19 protein-coding genes are annotated in these 23,789 nt (G+C 36.4%); 11 read left to right on the top strand and 8 right to left on the bottom strand.

Annotated features, from left to right (window positions below; translation table 11 throughout):
- Positions 1-61: 61 nt before the first annotated feature.
- On the top strand, positions 62-553 hold the full coding sequence (gene rraA / locus GA0061081_RS05660; protein ID WP_091348011.1) for a ribonuclease E activity regulator RraA: 492 nt from the start codon (positions 62-64) through the stop codon (positions 551-553).
- Between the two features lie 86 nt (positions 554-639).
- On the opposite strand, the gene dprA is transcribed toward rraA, so the two are convergent.
- Positions 640-1,743 (bottom strand): DNA-processing protein DprA, encoded by a 1,104-nt coding sequence (gene dprA / locus GA0061081_RS05655; protein ID WP_167349311.1) that lies wholly within the window; start codon positions 1,741-1,743, stop codon positions 640-642.
- A gap of 159 nt (positions 1,744-1,902) precedes the next feature.
- Between dprA and def the strand changes: the two genes are divergently transcribed.
- Entirely contained in the window at positions 1,903-2,415 is a 513-nt protein-coding gene (gene def, locus GA0061081_RS05650) for a peptide deformylase (RefSeq protein ID WP_091348004.1), read from the top strand.
- A gap of 43 nt (positions 2,416-2,458) precedes the next feature.
- Here def and grpE read toward each other — a convergent pair whose 3' ends face one another.
- Entirely contained in the window at positions 2,459-3,043 is a 585-nt protein-coding gene (gene grpE, locus GA0061081_RS05645; RefSeq protein ID WP_091347998.1) for a nucleotide exchange factor GrpE, read from the bottom strand.
- A gap of 158 nt (positions 3,044-3,201) precedes the next feature.
- Here grpE and nadK point away from each other — a divergent pair, with 158 nt between their 5' ends.
- Entirely contained in the window at positions 3,202-4,080 is an 879-nt protein-coding gene (gene nadK / locus GA0061081_RS05640; RefSeq protein ID WP_091347994.1) for an NAD(+) kinase, read from the top strand.
- A 55-nt stretch (positions 4,081-4,135) separates the two neighbouring features.
- Here nadK and GA0061081_RS05635 read toward each other — a convergent pair whose 3' ends face one another.
- Both GA0061081_RS05635 and argF read right to left on the bottom strand, forming a co-directional pair.
- Complete coding sequence (locus GA0061081_RS05635) at positions 4,136-4,633, bottom strand: phosphatidylglycerophosphatase A family protein (RefSeq protein WP_085247584.1); 498 nt, start codon at positions 4,631-4,633, stop codon at positions 4,136-4,138.
- A 99-nt stretch (positions 4,634-4,732) separates the two neighbouring features.
- The gene (gene argF, locus GA0061081_RS05630; protein ID WP_091347990.1) at positions 4,733-5,743 is read right to left on the bottom strand and encodes an ornithine carbamoyltransferase; all 1,011 of its coding nucleotides are present in this window, start codon (positions 5,741-5,743) and stop codon (positions 4,733-4,735) included.
- 271 nt (positions 5,744-6,014) lie between these two features.
- On the opposite strand from argF, the gene carA reads away from it, so the two are divergent.
- The 8 genes from carA (at position 6,015) to cas6f (ending at position 19,532) form a co-directional block, all read left to right on the top strand.
- Complete coding sequence (gene carA, locus GA0061081_RS05625) at positions 6,015-7,178, top strand: glutamine-hydrolyzing carbamoyl-phosphate synthase small subunit (protein ID WP_091347988.1); 1,164 nt, start codon at positions 6,015-6,017, stop codon at positions 7,176-7,178.
- A gap of 2 nt (positions 7,179-7,180) precedes the next feature.
- Positions 7,181-10,396 carry a carbamoyl-phosphate synthase large subunit gene (gene carB / locus GA0061081_RS05620; protein WP_091347985.1) on the top strand — a complete coding sequence of 1,072 codons (3,216 nt, stop codon included), beginning with the start codon at positions 7,181-7,183 and terminating at the stop codon, positions 10,394-10,396.
- 165 nt (positions 10,397-10,561) lie between these two features.
- Positions 10,562-11,515, top strand: coding sequence for a type I-F CRISPR-associated endonuclease Cas1f (cas1f, locus tag GA0061081_RS05615; protein ID WP_091347983.1), 954 nt, complete (start codon positions 10,562-10,564; stop codon positions 11,513-11,515).
- A complete protein-coding gene (gene cas3f / locus GA0061081_RS05610) occupies positions 11,512-14,835 on the top strand; it encodes a type I-F CRISPR-associated helicase Cas3f (RefSeq protein ID WP_091347980.1) in 3,324 nt (1,107 codons plus the stop codon). The genes cas1f and cas3f overlap by 4 nt, the downstream gene beginning before the upstream one ends.
- Before the next feature lie 773 nt (positions 14,836-15,608).
- The gene (csy1, locus tag GA0061081_RS05600; protein WP_091347974.1) at positions 15,609-16,988 is read left to right on the top strand and encodes a type I-F CRISPR-associated protein Csy1; all 1,380 of its coding nucleotides are present in this window, start codon (positions 15,609-15,611) and stop codon (positions 16,986-16,988) included.
- A complete protein-coding gene (csy2, locus tag GA0061081_RS05595; RefSeq protein WP_091347971.1) occupies positions 16,988-17,911 on the top strand; it encodes a type I-F CRISPR-associated protein Csy2 in 924 nt (307 codons plus the stop codon). The genes csy1 and csy2 overlap by 1 nt, the downstream gene beginning before the upstream one ends.
- A 35-nt stretch (positions 17,912-17,946) precedes the next feature.
- Positions 17,947-18,957 (top strand): type I-F CRISPR-associated protein Csy3, encoded by a 1,011-nt coding sequence (gene csy3, locus GA0061081_RS05590; RefSeq protein WP_091347969.1) that lies wholly within the window; start codon positions 17,947-17,949, stop codon positions 18,955-18,957.
- Positions 18,958-18,962: 5 nt separating this feature from the next.
- Entirely contained in the window at positions 18,963-19,532 is a 570-nt protein-coding gene (cas6f, locus tag GA0061081_RS05585; RefSeq protein WP_091347964.1) for a type I-F CRISPR-associated endoribonuclease Cas6/Csy4, read from the top strand.
- Between the two features lie 118 nt (positions 19,533-19,650).
- Here cas6f and flhA read toward each other — a convergent pair whose 3' ends face one another.
- From flhA to flgM, 4 genes are all read right to left on the bottom strand, one after another.
- Entirely contained in the window at positions 19,651-21,738 is a 2,088-nt protein-coding gene (flhA, locus tag GA0061081_RS05580; RefSeq protein WP_091347961.1) for a flagellar biosynthesis protein FlhA, read from the bottom strand.
- 17 nt (positions 21,739-21,755) lie between these two features.
- Positions 21,756-22,886, bottom strand: a complete 1,131-nt coding sequence (gene flhB / locus GA0061081_RS05575) for a flagellar biosynthesis protein FlhB (protein ID WP_091347957.1) — start codon at positions 22,884-22,886, stop codon at positions 21,756-21,758.
- A gap of 142 nt (positions 22,887-23,028) precedes the next feature.
- Positions 23,029-23,463, bottom strand: a complete 435-nt coding sequence (locus tag GA0061081_RS05570) for a flagella synthesis protein FlgN (protein WP_091347955.1) — start codon at positions 23,461-23,463, stop codon at positions 23,029-23,031.
- Between the two features lie 29 nt (positions 23,464-23,492).
- A complete protein-coding gene (gene flgM, locus GA0061081_RS05565) occupies positions 23,493-23,786 on the bottom strand; it encodes a flagellar biosynthesis anti-sigma factor FlgM (protein ID WP_091347952.1) in 294 nt (97 codons plus the stop codon).
- Positions 23,787-23,789: the final 3 nt, after the last annotated feature.

Below are 23,789 nucleotides of genomic sequence, written 5' to 3'. Positions count from 1 at the left end.
TTACTTAATGTTAGCGTTATACTAAATTTAATTAAAAATGACAGCAAAAGGAGAGTAGGTGATGGAGTTTGATACTTCAATTCTTTGCGATTATTACCCTGAAGATATTAATGTCGTTGAACCGATATTTAGTAATTTTGGTGGTGTGACATCATTTTCAGGTCAAGCAGTAACGGTTAAATGTTTTGAAGATAACGGATTACTATACGAAATTTTACAATCAGATGGTTCAGGTAAAATTTTGGTAATTGATGGTGGTGGTTCTGTTCGCCGTGCATTAATTGATGCTGAACTGATTGATATCGCTATTCAAAATCAATGGGCAGGCATTATTGTTTATGGCGCGGTTCGCCAAGTTGATTATTTGGCAGAAGCTGACATTGGTATTCAAGCACTTGCAGCCATTCCTGTTGGAGCCGAAGATCAAGGGGTTGGTGAAATTGATATTCGTGTAAACTTTGGTGGAGTGACCTTCTTTTCTGGTGATTTTATCTATGCTGACAACACGGGTATTATCTTATCTGAAATTGCACTTGAAATTGAAGATAAATAAAAATAGCCATACCGCCGATGGGTATCGGCGGATTTTATTCATAACTAAATGCTTTTCTAAAATTTTTTAATAAAATAATTCTATTTTTAAAAAGTCCTATTACGAATATAACCACCAGTCACTGTTTTAATTAATCCTTTTAATTCCATATCTAATAATTTGGTCGTGACTTCTGAAATCGACATATTAATTTGCCGGGCAATTATATCAACCGGAATAGGTTGATGATGAATCACAGCAAAAATTTCAGGATACAAAATAGAATTATTTTGTTCTTTTTTAAACTGATTATGCGAGTTATTGGCTACTGATAAATAACTACAATAATGCTCTAAAATATCAGCTGGTTTAGAAACTAAATAGGCACCTTGTTTAATTAGATAGTGTGTTCCACTACAGTTTTCATTATTAATATCACCGGGTAAGGCGAACACATCGCGATTTTGCTCAAGTGCATAGCGCGCAGTAATTAACGAGCCGCTTTTTTCTGAAGCTTCAACCACAAAGGTACCTAAACTTAATCCACTAATAATTCGATTTCGACGAGGGAAATAGACTGATCTAGCCTTTTCAAATGGCAAAAATTCGGACACAATTGCACCATTTTGCGCCAAAATATCATTTGCTAAGTTTAAATTTGATCTTGGTGCAATCTTTGCTAAACCACTACCTAACACCGCAATTGTATGGCCAGACACCTCAAGTGCACCACGATGACAAATTGCATCTAACCCCAGTGCCAAGCCACTGGTTATGGTTAAACCATTAATAGCCAATTCACCTGCGAAATATCGCCCCCATTGAGCCCCATATTCACTAAATTCACGGCTTCCAACCATAGCTAATTGAGGAGAATGTAATAACTGTCGATTACCTAAAACAAACAGTAACAAAGGCGGGGAGCAAATTTGTTTGAGTAATAATGGATAATCACTATCACAATAGGTAATAAGGTATTTTTGTGGGCCGGGTGAATCTAACCATTCAAGTATTGGTTCAAGATGAAGATATGAAGTTTCATAAAAACGTGCTAATTGAACATCTAATAAACCTAGCTTATCTAACAAAAAAGGCACATTTTGTATGTTATCAGGTAAATCATTTGCAACAAGTTGTCCAATTCTTTTAAAAATAGCTTGTTTGCCATGTCCAAGCATTGAAATTCGCAATAAGAACTCATATTTACTCATCATAACTTTTTTGTACTCATGTTAAATAATTTAACTATCTTGAATTGATAAGATAAATACTAGCAATAGCCAACAAAGACTATTCATCAGTATGATAAATGTTTACAATGTGGAAAAGTTTGAATAAACCTAAAATTTGAGGAGTAGATCGAATAATTTATGGCTATTTTACCGGTATTACGTTTTCCTGATGAGCGACTTCGCAAAGTTGCTAAGCCTGTTACCCAGTTCACACCAGAGTTACAAACGATCATTGATAATATGATTGAAACTATGTACGCCGAAAACGGAATCGGCCTTGCGTCAACTCAAGTGGATGTGCATGAGCAAATTATTGTGATTGATGTATCAGAAGATAAAAGTCAAGTTTATGTGATTATCAATCCAGAAGTTATTAGCCAAGAAGGTGAGACCGGTATAGAAGAAGGTTGCCTATCAGTACCTGATTGTCGCGGGTTTGTACCAAGGGCTGAAAAAATCAAAATTAAAGCACTTGATCGTAATGGTAATCCTTATGAAATTGACGCCGATGAACTACTTGCTATCTGTATTCAACACGAAATGGATCACTTAAAAGGTAAACTATTTGTTGATTATCTTTCACCATTAAAACGTCAACGAATCGAGCAAAAAATGAAAAAAATTACTCGTGAAGAGCAACGGAATAAATAAAATTAACCGCCAAAGCGATGGCGGTTAACCCTTTTGAACTAAACTATTTAGCAACAATGACCATCGCAGGACGAATTAAACGACCATTTAAGGTATAACCTTTTTGAATCGTATTAACGATTTGACCTGATTGATGTTCTGGTGATTCAACCATGCTAATTGCTTGGTGCACATCAGGATTTAATTGTGAATCTTCGGTATCAATCACTTCAATACCAAATTTTTTGACCGTATCTAAGAATGATTTTAATGTCAATTCTAACCCTTCCACAGTGGCCTTATGTTCTGGATTAGCTTTGTCTGTTGATTCTAAAGCGCGTTCTAGATTATCAATAACTGGTAATAATTCATTAGAGAATTTTTCCAATGCGAATTTACGTGCTTTATCAACATCTTGCTCAACACGTTTACGAACATTATCAATTTCAGCTCGAGCACGAATCATCGCTTCACTTTCATTTTTTTTAGCTAATTGCAACGCTTGTTCAAGTTCTGCAATGCGTGCATCTTTTGCACTTAATTGCTCTTCAAGATTTGGCTGTGACGCTGCTTGTTGTTCGATTGTTTCTTCTGCTGGTGTGTCAATGCTAGTTTCATTTTCTGACGTATTTTTATCTTGTTCTGTCATAAGGTACTCCAAATAATGTAGTCGAAAACTTAGTGAATAACGGTTATTATGGGGACAATTTTTATGATTACAAGCTTATTGGCACATTGATATGTAATTTTTTGACCTGTGACAAAAAAATACAGATTTTTTTATGTAACAAATTACAAGGATATTTTATGCGAACACCGTTTAAATGCATTGGTCTAATTGGACTTCCGCGTAAGTTAGAAGCAATTGAAACTCATCAAGTGCTTTATGATTGGCTTGTTAAACTTGGCATTCGTGTGTTAGTTGAAGAGCGCTTGGCGGACCATATTCAATTTCCCGTTAGCCATTATGCTTCTTTAGAAACAATTGGCCAGCAAGCTGACTTAGCCATTGTTGTGGGAGGGGATGGTAATATGTTACGTTCTGCGCGTTACTTATCACCATATAAAATTAAAGTGATCGGGGTCAATCGTGGCAATTTAGGTTTTTTAACCGACATATCACACGAACAAGTGATTGAACAATTAAGCCCAGTGATTGCCGGCGAATATGACAATGATCCTCGCTTTTTACTAGAAGTTTCTATTTATGATGAAGGCAATTTAATTAATTCAAGTTTTGCTGTGAACGAAATTGTTGTGACCCCCAATACGGTTGCCCATATGATTGACTACGATGTTTACATTAATGAACGCAATGCGTTTTCACAGCGAGCTGATGGATTGATTATTGCAACACCGACAGGCTCTACTGCTTATTCACTATCAGCGGGTGGACCTATTTTAGCGCCTCATTTAGACGCATTAATTATTACGCCAATGTTTCCGCATTCGTTAGCAGTTAGGCCATTAGTTATTAAGGGAGATAATCCTATTCATCTTAAATTTCCAACGACTGCGCTTGATATAAATATTGCCTGTGATAGCCAAATTATTTTACCGGTCAAACCAACACAGGATGTAATTATTCGTCGTTCATCGTATGAATTTAATTTGATTCATACCAAAGATTATGATTACTTTAATAATCTTTCAACTAAATTAGGTTGGTCACAAAAGATGTTTTAGTCTAATTTTGTCAAAAACTTTCAGGAAAACATTTGTTTTAGTATAAAATTTCATCTTAAATAATCAATGTCATGGCATAAACGGTGAATGATGAAAAGATAGCAGCAAGCACATCATCTACCATAATGCCAAATCCACCCGGTACACGTTTATCAAACCAGCGAATTGGCCAAGGTTTTGCCATGTCAAACACTCTAAATGCCACAAAAGCTATGGCAACCCACATAACTGAAAGTTGCGGAATAAAAAATAAGGTGATCCACATGCCGACAAATTCATCCCAAACGATATGCCCTGAATCGTGAGTATGTGTATCATCCGAGGTTTTTTGACAAATAAAACAACCAAAAATAAAAGTCACTAAAATAAATATCCAGTATAAAGCTGGCTGTAATCCATAAAACAAAAGCCATAACGGGATTGCCATTAATGAACCCATGGTACCTGGCATAATCGGTGACATGCCACTACCCAATCCTACTGCTAAGAAATGAATGGGATTGGTCAGTTTTAGGTATTTTTTAAAATCTTTATTTCGCTCTTGTTTGGTCATGATTCAATATTCTTGTTAGATAAAATTATGCCGACATTAAGTCGGCAAAAAGAAAGGCGCTTATTTTAACAAAACACCTTTGTATTGATTGTGATAATATTATTCGTCTTTGGTTAATGTTGCAACCATTACCGCTTTAATGGTATGTAGCCTGTTTTCCGCCTCGTCAAATACAATACTATGCTCAGATTCAAATACGTCATTAGTTACTTCAAGCCCATTGATTAAACCATATTGTGCTGCCATCTGTTTGCCCACTGTCGTATTGGTATCATGAAAAGCTGGCAAGCAGTGCATGAATTTGACATTGGGATTATTGGTAAGTTTGATTACATTTTCATTTACTTGATAAGGCGTTAATAATTTAACTCGTTCATCCCAGACTTCTTTTGGCTCCCCCATTGAGACCCATACATCAGTGTATAAAAAATCAACATCTTTAACGCCCAAAGTAACATCTTCAGTTAAGATAATTTTGGCACCGGTTGTTTTGGCAATATCTTGGCATTTTTGCACAAGTTCGGCTTCCGGCTGACAAGCTTTTGGGGCCACTAATCGAATTTCCATCCCCATTAACGCAGCACCTTCCATTAATGAATTTCCCATATTATTCCGAGCATCGCCTAAATAGGCAAATTTAATACTGCTTAATGGGCGATCTCCTATATGCTCTTTCATTGTCATAAAATCAGCTAATATTTGGGTTGGATGTGCTTCGGTCGTCAGACCATTCCAAACTGGCACCCCTGCATATTTTGCTAACATTTCAACAATTTGTTGACCATAACCACGATACTCAATTCCGTCATACATTCGACCCAGTACGCGCGCGGTATCTGCAATTGACTCTTTATGCCCAATTTGACTACCACTTGGTCCTAAATAAGTGACATTAGCACCTTGATCAAATGCACCAACCTCGAAAGCACAACGAGTACGGGTAGAGTCTTTCTCAAAAATTAATGCAATATTTTTACCTATCAAATGTTGTTGTTCTTGCCCTTGTTGTTTGGCTTGTTTTAATTCAATAGCAAGATTAATTAATTGATTGATTTCACTAGGGCTAAAGTCGAGTAATCGTAAAAAATGGCGCTGATAAAAACCGTACATAATATTGCTCCTAATAACCGTAATTATTCAAATAATTCTATTTGAATAATTATGCAAATTCAAGTTAAACATTATAATAATCCCAATATTTTATCTTTATATTGAGAAGTGTCTCAAAAATTAGACTTATTTATTAAGATAATTTTTATAATATTGCTTCTTTTGTACAAAAAAGTGTAATAAAATGGTCAATTATTGTATCTTTATAGATAAGTGAATTTGAATTTATATTCAAAAATATCGATAAATTATTCAAAAGGTCTTTTTAATCATGCAAACTTATGCCCTGCTTATGTTACAAGATGGTTCGCAATTTATCGGAAAATCCATTGGTGCTGATGGTCAAACTGTTGGAGAAGTGGTTTTTAATACCTCAATGACCGGCTATCAAGAAATTCTTACCGATCCCTCTTACTGTGAACAATTGGTTACATTGACCTATCCTCATATTGGTAATGTAGGGACAAATGATGATGATGCCGAATCCGGTCAAGTTTATGCAAAAGGGCTGGTTATTCGTGATTTGCCATTATTAGCTAGCAACTACAGAAGCGAACTCGATCTTTCCAGCTATTTAAAAAAGCATAATGTTATTGCCATTGCTGATATTGATACACGGCGCTTAACGCGTATTTTGCGTGAAAAAGGGGCACAGCATGGTGTTATCATAACGGCAACGGATAAAAAGACCTTACTTGAAAAAGCCGAAATAGCCAAACAGCAGGCGATAAATTTTAAAGGATTAAGTGGGCTTGATTTAGCTAAAGAAGTGACGTGTTCAACAAGTTATATTTGGACTGAAGGAATATTATGGACAGGGCTACAACAGCAGACTAATCCAATACCAGATACCCAATTACCATACCATGTTGTTGCCTATGACTTTGGCGTAAAACGCAATATTTTGCGTATGTTAGTTGAGCGTGGTTGTAAATTAACAGTCGTACCAGCTAAAACAACAGCCAAAGAAGTCCTTGCATTAAAGCCCGACGGAATATTTTTATCTAATGGTCCAGGTGATCCCGCCCCTTGCAGTTATGCAATTGAGGCTATTAAGCAGTTTTTAAACACTGATATTCCTATCTTTGGCATCTGCTTAGGCCATCAACTTTTAGCGCTGGCATGTGGTGCCAAAACGATCAAAATGAAGTTTGGTCACCATGGCGGAAATCACCCTGTGAAAGATCTGGAAAATAATCAGGTGATGATTACCGCACAAAACCATGGTTTTGCAGTAGATGAAGCAAGTTTACCCGATCATTTACGCGCGACGCATAAATCACTGTTCGATGGTTCACTGCAAGGTATTCATCACAACCAAAAACCAGCTTTTAGCTTCCAAGGTCACCCAGAAGCCAGTCCCGGGCCGCATGATGCCGCACCTCTTTTTGATCACTTTATTGAGTTAATTAAAATTTATAAGCAGGAGCAATAATTATGGCTAAGCGAACAGATATCAAAAGTATATTAATTATTGGCGCAGGCCCAATTGTTATTGGTCAAGCATGTGAATTTGATTATTCGGGTGCACAAGCATGTAAGGCGCTACGTGAAGAAGGCTATCGCGTTATTTTAGTTAACTCCAATCCTGCTACTATCATGACGGATCCTGAAATGGCCGATGCAACTTATATCGAGCCAATTCATTGGACATCCGTTCGCAAGATTATTGAACAAGAAAGACCCGATGCTATTTTACCTACTATGGGCGGGCAAACAGCGCTAAATTGTGCATTAGAGCTCGAAAAGCAAGGCGTATTAAAAGAGTTTAATGTCGAAATGATTGGCGCAACAGCCGATGCTATAGATAAAGCCGAAGATCGCAAACGTTTTGATGAGGCTATGAAAAAAATTGGTCTTGATACAGCAAGATCAGGCATTGCTCATTCGCTTAAAGAAGCGTATGCCGTTCTTGAGCAGGTTGGTTTTCCTTGTATTATTCGCCCGTCTTTTACCATGGGGGGAACAGGGGGTGGAATTGCGTATAACACAGAAGAATTTGAAGAAATCTGTACCCGTGGGCTCGATCTTTCACCGACTAATGAACTGCTCATTGATGAGTCATTAATAGGTTGGAAAGAGTACGAAATGGAAGTGGTGCGAGACAAAAATGACAATTGCATTATTGTTTGCTCAATTGAAAACTTCGATCCAATGGGGATTCATACCGGTGATTCAATTACCGTTGCGCCAGCACAAACATTGACAGATAAAGAGTATCAAATCATGCGTAATGCATCAATTGCCGTACTGCGTGAAATTGGCGTTGAAACCGGTGGCTCCAATGTACAATTCTCGGTCGATCCTAAAACAGGGCGATTAATTGTTATTGAAATGAATCCGCGAGTATCACGTTCATCAGCGTTAGCTTCTAAAGCTACCGGTTTTCCAATTGCTAAAATTGCAGCTAAGTTGGCAGTTGGTTACACTCTTGATGAATTATCTAATGATATTACTGGCGGTAAAACCCCCGCCTCATTTGAACCGTCGATTGATTATGTGGTCACTAAAATCCCACGCTTTAATTTTGAAAAATTTGCGGGCTGTAACGATCGTTTAACCACGCAAATGAAATCGGTTGGTGAAGTCATGGCTATTGGGCGTACTTTCCAAGAATCATTACAAAAAGCATTGCGAGGGCTTGAAGTTGGCGCTTCAGGTTTTGATCCTAAAATTGATGATTATACCGATGAAAAAAATATCACCAAAATTCGTTATGAACTCCAAGAAGCGGGTGCCGATCGTATTTGGTATATTGCCGATGCCTTTAGGGCTGGATTGAGTTTAGATGAGATTTTTACATTAACCAATATAGATCGTTGGTTTTTAGTGCAAATTGAAGAGCTGGTTAATTTTGAAAACAAGCTAAAAGAGCAGTCACTTGCACAACTCGATCCAGAAACATTATGGCAATTAAAACGTAAAGGTTTTTCAGATTTACGCATTGCCAAACTACTTAATACCACCGAGCAATCGGTTCGCGATTTACGTTATCAATATCATATTCATCCTGTTTATAAACGGGTAGATACCTGTGCGGCCGAATTTGCAACGGATACTGCTTACCTTTATTCAACCTATGAGCAAGAGTGTGAAGCCAATCCTCAATTTAACCGTAAAAAAATTATGATCCTAGGTGGTGGTCCTAATCGAATTGGTCAAGGTATCGAGTTTGATTATTGCTGTGTGCATGCGGCATTAGCTCTGCGTGAGGATGGTTATGAAACCATTATGGTTAACTGTAACCCAGAAACTGTGTCAACCGATTATGATACTTCTGATCGCCTCTATTTTGAGCCAGTCACGCTTGAAGATGTGCTTGAGATTGCGCATGTTGAAAAGCCAAATGGTGTTATTGTGCAATATGGTGGACAAACACCGCTAAAACTCGCCCGTGCACTTGAAGCAGCTGGGCTACCAATTATTGGTACCTCACCTGACGCTATCGATAAAGCCGAAGATCGCAAACGCTTTCAAGAAGTCGTCGATAAACTGAAATTAAAACAACCTGTCAACGCAACAGTGACTGATATTAATGAGGCAGTCATCAAAGCAGAAAAAATAGGTTATCCATTAGTGGTTAGACCTTCTTATGTATTAGGGGGTCGCGCAATGGAAATTGTTTATAATGAACAAGATTTACGTCGTTATTTTAAAACAGCCGTAAGCGAATCAAATAATGCGCCTGTTTTACTCGATCACTTTTTAGATGATGCCATTGAAGTTGATATTGATGTGATTGCTGATGGCGAACAAATTGTGATTGGTGGCATTATGGAACATATTGAACAAGCAGGCATTCACTCTGGTGATTCCGCTTGCTCACTGCCAACTCACACCTTAAGTGCAGATATTTTAGATAAACTACGCCAGCAGGCCAAACAATTGGCACTTGAACTTAATGTAAAAGGCTTAATGAATGGACAATTTGCCATCAAAGATAACCAAATTTATCTGATTGAAATTAATCCTCGTGCAGCACGTACCGTACCGTTTGTCTCAAAAGCAACAGGTTTACCACTGGCTAAAATTGCCGCTCGCGTCATGACAGGGCAATCACTTGCCAAGCAAAATGTGACTAAAGAGGTGATCCCTCCTTATTATTCAGTAAAAGAAGTAGTATTGCCATTTAATAAATTTAGTGGAGTTGATCCAATCTTAGGTCCAGAAATGCGCTCAACGGGGGAAGTGATGGGAATCGGTAAAACCTTTGCTGAAGCCTTTGCTAAAGCGCAACTTGGTAGCCTATCGAATATGAAAAAATCAGGAAAAGCATTATTATCGGTTCGTGATCAGGATAAAACAAGGCTGTTAGAAGTTGCTAAACGATTAATTGCGCATGGATTTAGTATTGACGCAACTATCGGCACGGCAAAAGTGTTACAACAAGCAGATCTACCATGCCAAATTGTAAAAAAAGAAAACGAAGGCCGACCAAATATTCATGACTATATAAAAAATGGCGAATACAGCTATATTCTTAATACCACCTCTGGACGAGCAGCTATTGAAGCCTCAAAAGTATTGCGTCGAAGTGCCATTCAATATAAGGTACATTACGATACCACCATGAATGCTGCCTATGCCACAACTGCGGCACTTAATTACGATCCGGCACAAACTGTAACGCCATTACAGCAACTTTATTGCTAATCACAAAGATAAAGACGAGCATCGCTCGTCTTTAAAAATTCCCGCCATAATCTAATACCTTTGCAATCACTCAATTGCTCGTAATAGACAATAAAATGCTCGTTTTTAATATAAAATAATGTTAATTTGTTTGTTATATTTCAATTAATTTAATCAGTTATCATCATGGATATGATTCATGCTTCTGATCTAAAAACGATCATGCATTCCAAGCGAGCCAATATTTATTATTTAGAGCATTGTCGTGTTTTGGTTAATGGTGGACGAGTTGAGTATGTGACTGAGCAAGGTCAGCAGTCGTTATATTGGAATATCCCAATAGCAAATACCACCTGTATTTTATTAGGTACGGGAACATCATTGACGCAAGCGGCAGTGCGAGAGCTTTCACGAGCAGGTGTTATGATTGGCTTTTGTGGTGGAGGTGGAACGCCTCTATTTTCATCAACCGAATCTGAATTTGCCTGTCAGTTTTTTTCACCACAAAGTGAATATCGTCCGACAGAATACCTACAAAGTTGGTGTCAATTTTGGTTTGATGACAAACGTCGATTACAAGCAGCTAAATTATTACAACAAACACGGCTTAATATTATTAGTGAATGTTGGCCGCAATTTGATTGGGATGTTGATACAACGCAGTTAGCGCATATTCTTACTGATGCAACACAACAATTTACCGATGTTGATAAAAGCCAAGCACTTTTAGCTGCAGAAGGGCGAATTAGCAAACGTCTTTATGGCATGGCAAATCAATTAACCTTACAAGATGACAAATTTAAACGAGAACAAGGCACACGAGGCAAAAGTCATGATCCCGCTAATCAATTTTTAGATCATGGTAACTATTTAGCCTATGGCCTTGGCGCAACGGCTTGTTGGGTATTAGGTTTACCACATGGGCTGGCTATTTTACACGGAAAAACTCGGCGTGGTGGCTTAGTTTTTGATGCGGCAGATATTATTAAAGATGGCATTGTGTTACCTCAAGCCTTTTTATCAGCCAAACAAGGCGACAGTGAAAAAGAATTTCGTATGGCATGTATTGCGCAATTTGCCCAATTAGGTGCACTTGATAGGATTATTGATACTTTAAAACAGATAGCAGATCAAATATGAATATTTTACTTGTTAGTCAATGCAAAAAGAATGCATTAACCGAAACGCGTCGCATAATTGATCAGTTCGCTGAGCGCTGCGGTGAACGAACATGGCAAAGCCCAATGACCGAAGCTGGGCTACAAACGCTTTATAAATTATTACGCAAAACCGCACGCAAAAATACTGCTGTTGCATGTTATTGGACACATGGTAAAAATTTAACTGATCTTTTGTGGATTGTGGGTGATCGCAGTCAGTTTAATCAAGAAGGACGAGTCCCAACTAATCGTACTAAACGTAATATTTTGCGCAGTGACAGCGAAAATTGTTGGCAATATGCAACCGCTATTCAATTGATCACAACTATGGCAGCCCTACTTCATGATTTAGGCAAAGCAACGGTTGGTTTTCAATCTAAATTACGAGCAGAAACGGCTGTGGCTGCTGATCCTTACCGACATGAATGGATTTCGTTGCAATTATTTTTATTAATGATTCAAGACTGCACCACCAACGAAGCCTTATTTAATCGATTAGCGCATTTTACTCAATATCAACAACAACATCCTAATTGGTACAAGCAGCTTACCAAAGTTGAAAAAAATGATCTTACGCAGTTACCATTATTGGCACAATGGATTGCGTGGCTCATTGTGTCGCATCATAGAATGCCGTTTTTACCAGATTCATTAACGGGGGATATTAAAAATTTACAGAAAATAGATTTTGATATATCTGGTTTAACTATCCGAAGTTTTTATAAAACATTTAAGGCAATTGATAAATGGGTTAAAAATAGTCATAGTCAACACACTTCACCCAACGATTTTTGGCAGCTTAAAAGTGATATTACCTTAAGTCAGCCTTGGCTGAAAAAACTAAGTCGCTATGCAGCCAAAGCCTTAAATCATGTGCCTTTAATGCAATTGTCTAATATTGACGCGTTTTTATTGCATATTTCACGTTTAAGCTTAATGGTGGCTGATCATAACTACTCAAGTTTATCTTTATCAAATGACGAGGCAAAAAAAAATAGGGCAATACTGATTGCCAACACAAATTACCAAAAAGAAGCCAAACAGTGTTTGGATGATCATTTGGTCGGTGTTGCTAATTTTTCAGCCCGTTTTGCTCGTTTATTACCTAAAATAACCACGGAATTACCCGCAATCAATCAACATAAACCTTTTACCAAACGAACAACTATAAAACGATTCCAATGGCAAAATCATGCTTTTGATTTAGCAAAAAGTTATCAACAACAATCTGAGGAATGTGGCTTTTTTGGTGTTAACATGGCATCGACTGGCTGTGGTAAAACCTTAGCCAATGGGCGGATTATGTATGCGCTTTCAAATCCAAAACGGGGCGTTCGTTTTACCATTGCATTGGGATTACGTGTTTTAACGTTGCAAACAGGTAAAGCATTAAGAGAAAGATTACACTTAAGTGATGAACATCTGGCGATTTTAGTGGGTGGGCGAGCCACAAAAACCTTGTTTGAACTGAGTAATGAAGACATTGAACAAAACGATTCTCAAAAAAAATCAGAAAACCAAGGTAGTGAATCTATCGAATCGTTACTTGATGAATATATTGATGTAGCAGAAAGTGGTATTGCTGATTGTGAATTAGGTACTATTATCGAAGATAGTAAAGCACGGCAATTACTTTATGCGCCTATTGTGACATGCACAATTGACCATATTATTCAAGCTAGCGAATGTAGCCGAGGCGGTAAATATATTGCACCAACGTTAAGATTGTTAACCTCAGATCTGATTTTAGATGAACCCGATGATTTTGATCAACACGACTTGCCAGCGCTAGCGCGTTTAGTGCATTTAGCCGGATTGTTTGGGAGCAAAGTACTACTGTCATCGGCGACTTTAACACCAGATTTAATTGCCGGATTATTTGACGCTTACCAAGCCGGGCGAAAAATTTGGAATCAAAATAAACAATATGCCGATAATACTATTGTATGTGGCTGGTTTGATGAATATCAACAGTCGATATCACAAATTGCTGATACTAAAACGTTTAGCGAGCACCATCAACAATTTGTAGCAACACGCATTCATCAATTAGCACAAAGTGCAATCCGTCGCCAAGGGCATATTTTAGATCTATTAAATTACCAAGAAAATAAAACAGAGAATCAAAAATTCAATTATGCTGTACTGGCTAAACAACTATTAGATCAAGCTTATCAATTTCACCAAGATCATCATCAAATAGATAAAAAATCACAAAAAAAAGTTAGTATTGGTTTAATGCGTTTTGCCCATATAGAAGATGTTATTTCACTTACACAACAAATTTATGAACAAAAGAAGTTACCTAATGATACCGCTTTTCATATCGTGGTCTATCATGCTCGGCAACTGCTGTTATTGCGTAGCCAATTAGAAGAAAAACTCGATAGAATTTTAAATCGCAGTGATGAACAAGCACTATTTAGCCAACCCGAAATTTTCCAGGCTATAAAAAGTAGCAAGAAAGAAAATCATATCTTTATTGTGATAGGCACGCCAGTCACCGAAGTCGGGCGCGATCATGATTATGATTGGGCGATTGTAGAACCCTCATCCATGCGATCTATTATTCAGTTAGTTGGACGGGTATGGCGTCACCGGCCACAAAAAATTGCACAAAAAGCTAATGTAGCCATATTAGGATCGAATTTAAAAGCAATTGAATCTAATTATCGAACAGATCAAGCCTGTTTTACTAAACCAGGTTTTGAAGAAAAGCCATTATTCTTGCTGAAAACCCATAAAACAAATGAACTAATTCCTGAGCATCAGTTAGTAAATGTTGATGCGGTTCCACGTATTCATTCTTGCCCTGAAGATGGACTAACGCTAGCTGAATTAGAACATAAAGTCATGGCAGATCTGTTTGCAATTAATGCCCGTAAAAGTAATTATGTGACTAGCTATTGGCAACAAGGCTTAGCTCATCACCATTGCGTGCATTTACAGGCAATTTCACCATTTAGAGGGAATGATAAGACACAAGATGAATATATTTGCCAACTTGACGATGATGGAAATCACCAATTTAGCTATGCAGATATTGCATGGCAAACGCCAGATGACTGCTGTAAAGATACACAAAATAGTATAATTGAATATAAAGACTGGTCATTTGCTAATCCTAACATCCAACCTTGGCTAATTAATAGTGTCGAGCAAGCCATAGCAAAAATAGCCGAATATTTTCCAAATAAAACGCCATATCGATTAGCGAATGAATTTTGTAGCGTAAGCTTATATCGCAATTGCAGTTGGTATTTTCATCCTTATTTAGGATTTTATAAAAAGAAAGGATAAAAGAATCTTGTTTTTATACTGAAACATATAGTTACCTGAAACTTTTTGACAAAATATCGTCAGGTGAATAATGGTTGCTAGTAAAAGTGAGGTAATTCTTTTATACTTGATGACACTGCTGTATAAGCAGTTTAGAAAACATTACGATTGAGTGTAATCGTTATAATTATTTCACCGCCGAATAGGCGGTTTCATTTTCAATATTCCCACATTACGATTAATATTTGACATTTTCTTTTTTTGTATTTATATTAATCAAAGTTGTTTGTTTTTTTATGTTAAAAATGAAAATAAAACAGCTTATTAAAAGATAAAACCCCAGATGTTCCCCCATCTAGGGTTTAAAATTTCATCAACAACGCTAATTGGAGAAAAAATTTGTGTTCAAGAATAAAAGGTTAACAATCGAATGTCAATTTTCAATAAAAAATATTTGGTCAATTAAATTAAAATTATTTAATATCAATATATCATCAGCTAACGATGCGCTCAAACAAAGTAGTAAAGTTAAATATTATTTGATTCGAGATATAATGAAAATTCTAAATATTTCGACGACTAAAGAAGTCAAATATCTAATTAAGAATTTAGAACTAGAACAATCTAAGTATCGCTCTTTAAATTCTCATAAAAAATGGGTTTATAACAACAACGCATTAAATATATTGAAGTTATATTTAAAATATAAAGCAGCATAGTATTAAATTAAGAGGCTTATATATGATGATATAAGCCTTTTTTATTTTAAATTTGCAAAAATATAAGGAGGGCCAATGAATAATATTTCTTGGCAAGATATAAGAAAAATAATTGTAGATTTTCTGCAACAGCGACTTGCCAATAATAGTAGCTATAAAAGCGAAACCGCTAAGCTAGAAAAAGCAAAAGAGCTAGGAGATCAGGTTGCAGTGAATGAAGCTCAGCAAAAGTTAGCTGAACTCGCTAAACGGTTTGATTTTGAAACGTGGATGGAAGATGCTGCCACCAGAAGGATCTCATGGATATCAATGGGTACTAATAATAGCAAAAGCATACATTCTTCAAGTCTTGGCGATAATATCAATTATTCAACACAATCCCAACCGATTGAGCAGCTATATGTTTCTTCAGCTACACCTACAACCCTTCCGCTTGATTGTTCAGGCAATGCTGCCGCTCTTGATGTTTTTTCTTTATTAAATCAATTTGTTATAGAAGATGTGACATTTTTGCAATTGATTGTAAATGATCACCCTGCTGTTTTAGCTGCGCTTTCTGACGATAAAGAAAAAGCATTGCTTTATTTAACTAATTTTAAAAAAGCAATCTTTAATGATTTCGATAACCCTAAAGCCTCGGAGCTTAATAAGCAATTATATTGGCCCAATAGTGAAGAAACTTATTTATCACAGCAAGACAATAATTATCGATTGTTAATTCCGTTACATCCTAGTTCATTGTGTCATTTGGTTTATCAAAAAGTACAATCACGATTTTCAGATGAAAATAAAAAAGCACGTGAACAACGACGAATTAAAGATATTAAACATCAGTCTTATTTTTCATTTCATCATTTAGCGGTAGTTAAATTGGGCGGTAGCAATCCACAGGGAGTAAGTCAATTAACCAGTAATCAGGGAGGACGCAATTTTTTATTACCCTCTATGCCTCCTATATTTGAAAAATCTCAATTCCCATCCATTTCTAAACAACAAGAAACAATTTTCAATAATGCACTGCAATATTTTTGTCGATTTGGTTTTAGGTTATTGTTTGATATGGTTGAAGCACCAAAAAATATTGTAGAAGAAAGAGATGATCGTAAAGATGCGTTTGCGGTGATTTTATCATTACTACTTAAGTTTGCTCGCCATATTCAAACTACTCAACCAGCCGGTTGGAGCCGTGATTATTCTCTCGATTTTCATGAAAAACTTTGGCTTGATCCACAGCGAGCCCAATTAGAGAATGAAGAGGATTTTAAAAAGCAGTATGAACAAGGTGATTGGCAACAAAGTCTAGAAAAGAGTTTTGCAAATTGGGTTCAAAATGCTTTAAAAGAAAAATTTAAAAATATTAAACAGCAATTTGCCGATCCTGAATTTAGCGAATGGCGCCGCGAATTTAGTGCTGCGGTGAAAGCAAGTCAACGAAAAAGGGAGGGGATCTTTTAATGGCATCATTACGTTATTATTTATTATTTGATCATGTCAAAATTCATAATGCTAATGCAATTTCTAGCCCATTAACGTATGGCTTTCCTGCTATTTCGGGGTTTTTAGGCGCTATTCATGCTTTAAGTCGTAAAATTGAATCAGAAAATCCTATTTACTTAGATGGTGTGTTAATTGCATGTCATGAATGTGATGTACAAATTTATCGGCCAAACAACTATGCGGATTATACTTTTCGATTAACACGCAATCCACTAGCTAAAAATGGTAGTACTCGTTCAATTATTGAAGAAGGGCGAGTTCATCTAGATGTTTCATTACTTGTTGAGGTAAAAATTGAAGATCGTGAAACATTAGATGATGCAGATGAGCAGCAAGCATTCATCCAACAGATGAAACAAAAACTTTACCAGCAACGTGTTGCTGGTGGGCACGTTGTCGATATTGAATCAGTCGCGCTATATTCTGCATCAGAATCAAATAAACACTTAATCAATGCACTATTACCCGCATTTGTTTTAGTTGAAGCACCACAAGATTTACAAGATATCACTGCGGAATTACAGCAACAAGATCCTAATGCTACAGCGCTTGATGCCTTGATTGAAACCGCAATGTTACATCATCATCCTCAAGAAAAAGATCATTGGCAAACTACATCAGTTAAACAAGGGCGCGGTTGGCTTGTGCCTTTACATTTAGGCTATCAAGCTATTTCGCCACTATTTTCAGCCGGTAAGGTTGAACATGCGCGCAGTAATGAGCATGCCACGCAATTTGTGGAGTGTATTTATGGGCTTGGTAAATGGGTCTTTCCTTTACGCTTGAAAGAGAATTTATCACAGGCTTTTTGGCGTTATAAATGCAGTGAGTTGCAATCTAATGATGCAGAAATTTATGTTATTAATCAAGAAACCAATTAAGTAAATTTAGAAAATTATAGAATAAGGAATACATTATGAGTAAAGATAAAATCACCACCGCCAGCGTACTTGCTTTTGAACGTAGTTTTGATATTTCTGATGCGATTTTTGCACAGCAAGATAATGCAGATGCCACTAAATTATCTCCTGTTACAGTCACTGAAAAATCAGTGCGAGGCACTATTTCAAATCGTCTTAAAAATGCAGTTGCAAACGATCCAACCAAATTAGATGCTGAAATACAAAAGCCAAATTTACAAACAGTTGATGTTGCTGCGTTAGATGCCGATAAAGATACTTTGATCGTGACATGGAGCTGTAAAGTGTTGCCATTTTTAGGTAAACCTTCCGTGTGTAATGATATCGAATATCAAAAAGAACTAGAAAAAACAACGCAGGATTATATTCAAACGCAAGGAATGACAGCGCTAGCTAAGCGTTATGCCATTAATATCTTAAATGGTCGTTGGTTATGGCGTAATCGTATGACCGCGGAGCAAATTAGCCTTTCAGTTACTCGAAAAAATGATAAAAAACCATTCATTGAAGTCAGTGATGTTAAACAATATCAGCTTAATGCATTTGATTATGATGATAAATCGGTAAATGATCTTGCTAAACTGATTGAAGCAGGATTATCCGGTAAAGAGTTTGTGATTTTTAACGTTGAAGCCAAACTGAAAATGGGCTTAGGTCAAGAAGTTTACCCGTCACAAGAATTAATTCTAGATACTGGCAAAACTAAAAGTAAAGTATTGTATGAGAAGAACAAACAAGCTGCTATGCATTCACAAAAAGTCAGTAATGCAATTCGAACTATCGATACTTGGTATGAAGATAATGCACAATTTCCAATAGCGATAGAACCGTATGGCTCGGTTACTTCAATGGGGCATGCTTTCCGCCAACCAAAACAGAAATTAGATTTTTATACCTTATTTGATAATTGGGTTTTAAAAGGTGAAAAACCATCGCTTGATCAGCAACATTATGTAATTGCGGTATTAATTCGTGGTGGTGTCTTTGGTGCCAGCGGTAAGGAGTAAATAAGATGCACTCACATTATTTAGAGTTGCGAGCCATTTCGCAAATTGAGATAACCGAATTGGATGTGATGAATCAAGTGATGCAATCATTACATCAAATTTTGGTCAATCACCAAGGCAATATCGCAATTAGCTTTCCTTGTTACAGAGTGCACCGAACATTAGGTGGAGTGATTCGCCTATTGGGCACTGAGAAGGAGTTGCAAAACCTCAAAGCAGATATACAGCAAAAATCGACAATTAGTGATTATGCTTTATTGATGCCTATCACTATAGTACCAACGACGATAAAAGGCTATTTACGTTTTAGCCGTGTTAATCCGAAAGGTCAGAGTGCATTAAGGCGTGCCGAACAACGATTAACAGCACAAGGAAAATGGACGCCTGAAGTAAAAAATAAAATGATTGAAAAGTGGGGAAGCGTTCATTTGCAATATCCACACTTTCATTTGCATAGTAAAAGTACAGGGCAAAAATTTATTTTGTGGATAAAGCAAGAAAAATGCCTAGAGCCAGTACAAGGCAACTTTAATAGCTATGGACTAAGCCAAACCGCAACGGTGCCTGATTTTTAAATTTCAAACCCTTTTTTTGATGATGATTTTAACATATTGATTATTATTGATATTAAAATAAAAACAAAAAAAGGGTAAAAATTGGGTAAAGTGCAATAGGCTCTTTTCCAATAAGGGACTATTGGGCACCAATTTGCGTGCTCACTTTTATCTCTCGATTATCGGTAATTTCTAAATTCGATAGCACCACTAATTGAGGAAAGCTCGGTCTTAAAAATTGCGATAACATCGGTCTTAATGCATGATTCACTAATAATACTGGTGGAGCGCCGATGGCATCTTGTTGATTAATGGCTTGTCTAATTTGTTCAATAATGTGTTCGGCAAGTCCCGGTTCAAAATTACTGGTATTTTGCAGCGCTTGTAATAACAAACGTTCTAAATTGATATTTAACCCTATGACATTAATTGGAGCATAGCCCGGGAACCATTGCTGTGTAATCACTCTGCCTAATGCTATTCTAACTATACTTAGTAATTGATAAGCGTCATTTTGGGTTGGTGCATGCTCGCAGATTGTTTCAATGATGGTTCGCATATCTCGAATTGATACTTTTTCGGCGATCAGGTTTTGTAAAATTTTATGAAAAGTAGTTAATGTTACAACACCAGGAATAAAGTCTTCCACTAATTTAGGGATATCTTGTTTTATTCTGTCGAGAAGTTCTTGGGTTTCTAAGCGCCCTAACAAATCGCCAGCAAATTGTTGTAGTAAATGATTAAAATGAGTAGCGATCATAGTACTTGTGTCTACAACGGTATATCCCAATATTTGTGCATTTTCTTTATCGTTTTCATCTATCCAAATTGCAGGCAATCCAAAAGCGGGTTCAGTCGTTGCAATACCCTCAATGGTTTCTGTTACATTACCCGGATTAATGGCTAACCATTTGTTATTAACAATTTCCCCATTGCCTATTTCGCCACCTTTGATAAATATTTTATATTGATAAGGTGCTAACGAAAGATTGTCTCTTATATGCACCTGTGGGGGTAAAAAACCCAGTGTTTGAGCAAATTTTTTACGTAAACTACGAATTCGCCCTAACAACTCACCGTTTTGAGTTTGATCGACCATTGGAATTAATCCATAACCAACTTCCATTGCTAATGTATCTTCAATATTAACATCAGACCATGTCGCTTCTATATTGGTCGGCGTGGTTGCTTGCACATTAGCTTGTTTGGGCGTGGCTGTCTGTTCTGTTTTTTTCTGTTTAGTTAGCCACCAAGCAATAATAGATAAAAAAGCTGTGAACAGTAAAAATACTAAATTTGGCATGCCCGGAATGAGTCCAAGTAAACCAATTACGACAGCGGTTAAAATCAAAACTTGTGGATTATTAAATAGCTGCTTGAGCATCTGCTCACTGACATTGTCTTGTGATGTGACTCGAGTCACAATAACCCCTGCTGCCGTTGAAATAATCAGTGATGGTATTTGTGCAACCAATCCATCGCCAATAGTCAGCAACACATAGGTTTTACTCGCATCAGAAAGAGCCATATCATGTTGCATAACTCCTACCAATAAACCGCCAATAATGGTAATTGCCATGATAAGTAATCCGGCAATTGCATCTCCACGCACAAATTTACTGGCACCATCCATTGAACCATAAAAGTCAGCTTCTTGAGTGACTTCTGTACGACGAGCTTTGGCCTCATCTTCACCAATTAAACCTGCATTAAGATCGGCATCGATTGCCATTTGTTTACCTGGCATGCCATCTAATGCAAAGCGTGCTCCTACTTCGGCTATCCTGCCTGCACCTTTGGTGATAACCATAAAGTTAATAATGACCAAAATAATAAATACAACAATACCAATAGCAAAATTACCGCCAACTAAAAAGTGCCCAAAAGCTTCAATCACCCGTCCAGCAGCAGCGCTACCTGTGTGCCCTTTTAATAAAACAACTCGTGTAGAGGCAACGTTTAATGATAACCTTAATAAAGTTGCAAATAATAAAACGGTTGGAAATGCCGCAAAATCAAGCACTCGTTTAGTAAATAATGCCACAATTAATATAATAATTGATAAAGCAATATTAAATGTAAAAAACAGATCCAAAATAAATGCTGGCAAAGGTAATACCATCATTGAAAGAATCAATAAAATGAGCATTGGTCCAGCTAATATCTGATAGTGGCCATTTTTTAATGTATTAATTGATAATAAATTAAGTAGTTTAGATTTAATCATAAGATTAGTTATTACCTTTATTTATTTACGGATAGTGACTCTGGTACGGGTAAATTATTAGGTTTTACTGGTTTATTCCCACCATATTTATGCCAATGTTTTAATTGATATACCCAAGCTAAGATTTGAGCAACAGCGGCATATAGTTCGGTTGGAATTGTTTCACCTATTTCGCCGTGTCGATATAAAGCTCGTGCAAGCGGAGGTGCTTCTAATTGGGGAATGTCATGTTCACTAGCTATTTCTTTAATGCGCAGTGCAAGTTTGTCAGTACCTTTTGCCAATAACTTTGGTGCCATCATTGTTTTTTCATCATATTGCAAAGCAACGGCATAATGAGTTGGATTAGTAACAATAACATTGGCTTTAGTAACATCTTTCATCATTCTTCGTCTAGCGATCGCTTGTTGCATTTGGCGAATTCGCCCTTTAATTTGCGGGTTTCCCTCTTGCTCTTTAAACTCATCTTTGATCTCTTGTTTTGACATTTTTAATTTTTTTAAATTACTCCAAATTTGATAAAAAATATCAAATCCCACCATGGGTATTAACGATATAACGCTTAGCATTCCACAAAGAATGACTAACTGTATTGCTTTAGCTAAAGCATTATTAAAATACATATGTGGTAACGAAAGCATATTAGGGAAATGGTGCATTAAAAACCATGTTGAAGTCATAGCAATTAACATCACTTTAAGTATACTTTTTAACAATTCAGAAAAAACTTTAGTACTAAATATTCTGCCAAATCCAGATATTGGATTTAGTTTTTTAAAATTTGGCTTAATTGATTGAAAGCTAAATAGTAAACCACCTACACAAAGTGGCGCGAATATAGCAACAATAACCAAACCCAAAAAAATTGGGACTATTGACCAAAAACCCTTGGTTAACAAGTCAACTAAATTAAAGACGAGTAATTTATCATCACTTGTTTTATACGAAACTGTTATTGCTGTTCTTATGACTGCGATTAACTGGTTAACTAAGTGTGAGCCCAAAAACTCAAATAACGTGATACCTATTAACAAGATTAACAACGAAGTTAATTCGCGAGATCGAGGGATCTGCCCCTTTTCTTTAGCCTTTTTTATTTTGCTATCGGTGGGATGTTCGCTTTTATCTAGATCATTATCGTCAGCCATGATGAAATTAAATAAAACTGCATAGTTTGATTAATATTTACAATGCTAACAGTATGAACTAATTACTAACGAGTTATTGGCTTAATAAGAGGGCATTTTTGGGGTATTTATCCGCTTTACAGTCAACAAATATCAATTCTCTTTAAACTTTAGCTCGTTTTGACGAGATAACATCGGTTTGTTGATAGCCATTATTGGTATAAACAGTAGGGTTATTTATACCTTTAAGGTAATTGATCGATTGCTGGGTTATATTCATACGATTTTGAATAATTAATCCGTTATCACGATTTATTTTTGATAATAGTTTTGTTGTATCAGTGATTGATAGCCAATGTGCCGCAATTGTTGGATTCTCTTTATAAGGTGGTTGAACATTAAATTTTTTACTTAACTTTATGCGGTTGTCATCCAGTAACTTTAATTGAATTAATAACTGACTTTTTTTATTAATAATTTCACTTAACTGACTTGTTAGACTATTTTCAATTAATATTTTTTGCTCTGTTTGCAGAATTTCTGACAGTGTTTGTAACATTTCTGTTATTTTGTTTAGGATGTTATTGAGTTCTAACATTTTTGTATTCCTGTAATTCTGACTTATCTTCAAATATGTTGTAGCAATTGCTTAATTAATTTATCTGCAATTTTATTGGTATCAATAGCCAATGTACCGTTGGTAATGGCTTGTTTTATTTTTTCAATTTTTTCCACATCAATATCTTTGTCAGTTGAATGTAAAAGATCCGTTGAATTTTGAGTTATACTCACGTTAGTACTGATATTGGCACTGTTTTGGGGGGGTACAGATGCGGTCGGATTTTTTTGTTGTTCATTGACTACATCACAGTTAAGTAGTCTTGATATGGTTCTAACGGATTTTGTTGCATCTATACTCATAAA

It is taken from the genome of Gilliamella bombicola, assembly GCF_900094945.1.
Taxonomy (GTDB): Bacteria; Pseudomonadota; Gammaproteobacteria; order Enterobacterales; family Orbaceae; genus Gilliamella; species Gilliamella bombicola.
This window is presented reverse-complemented; position numbering and strand designations above follow the sequence as displayed.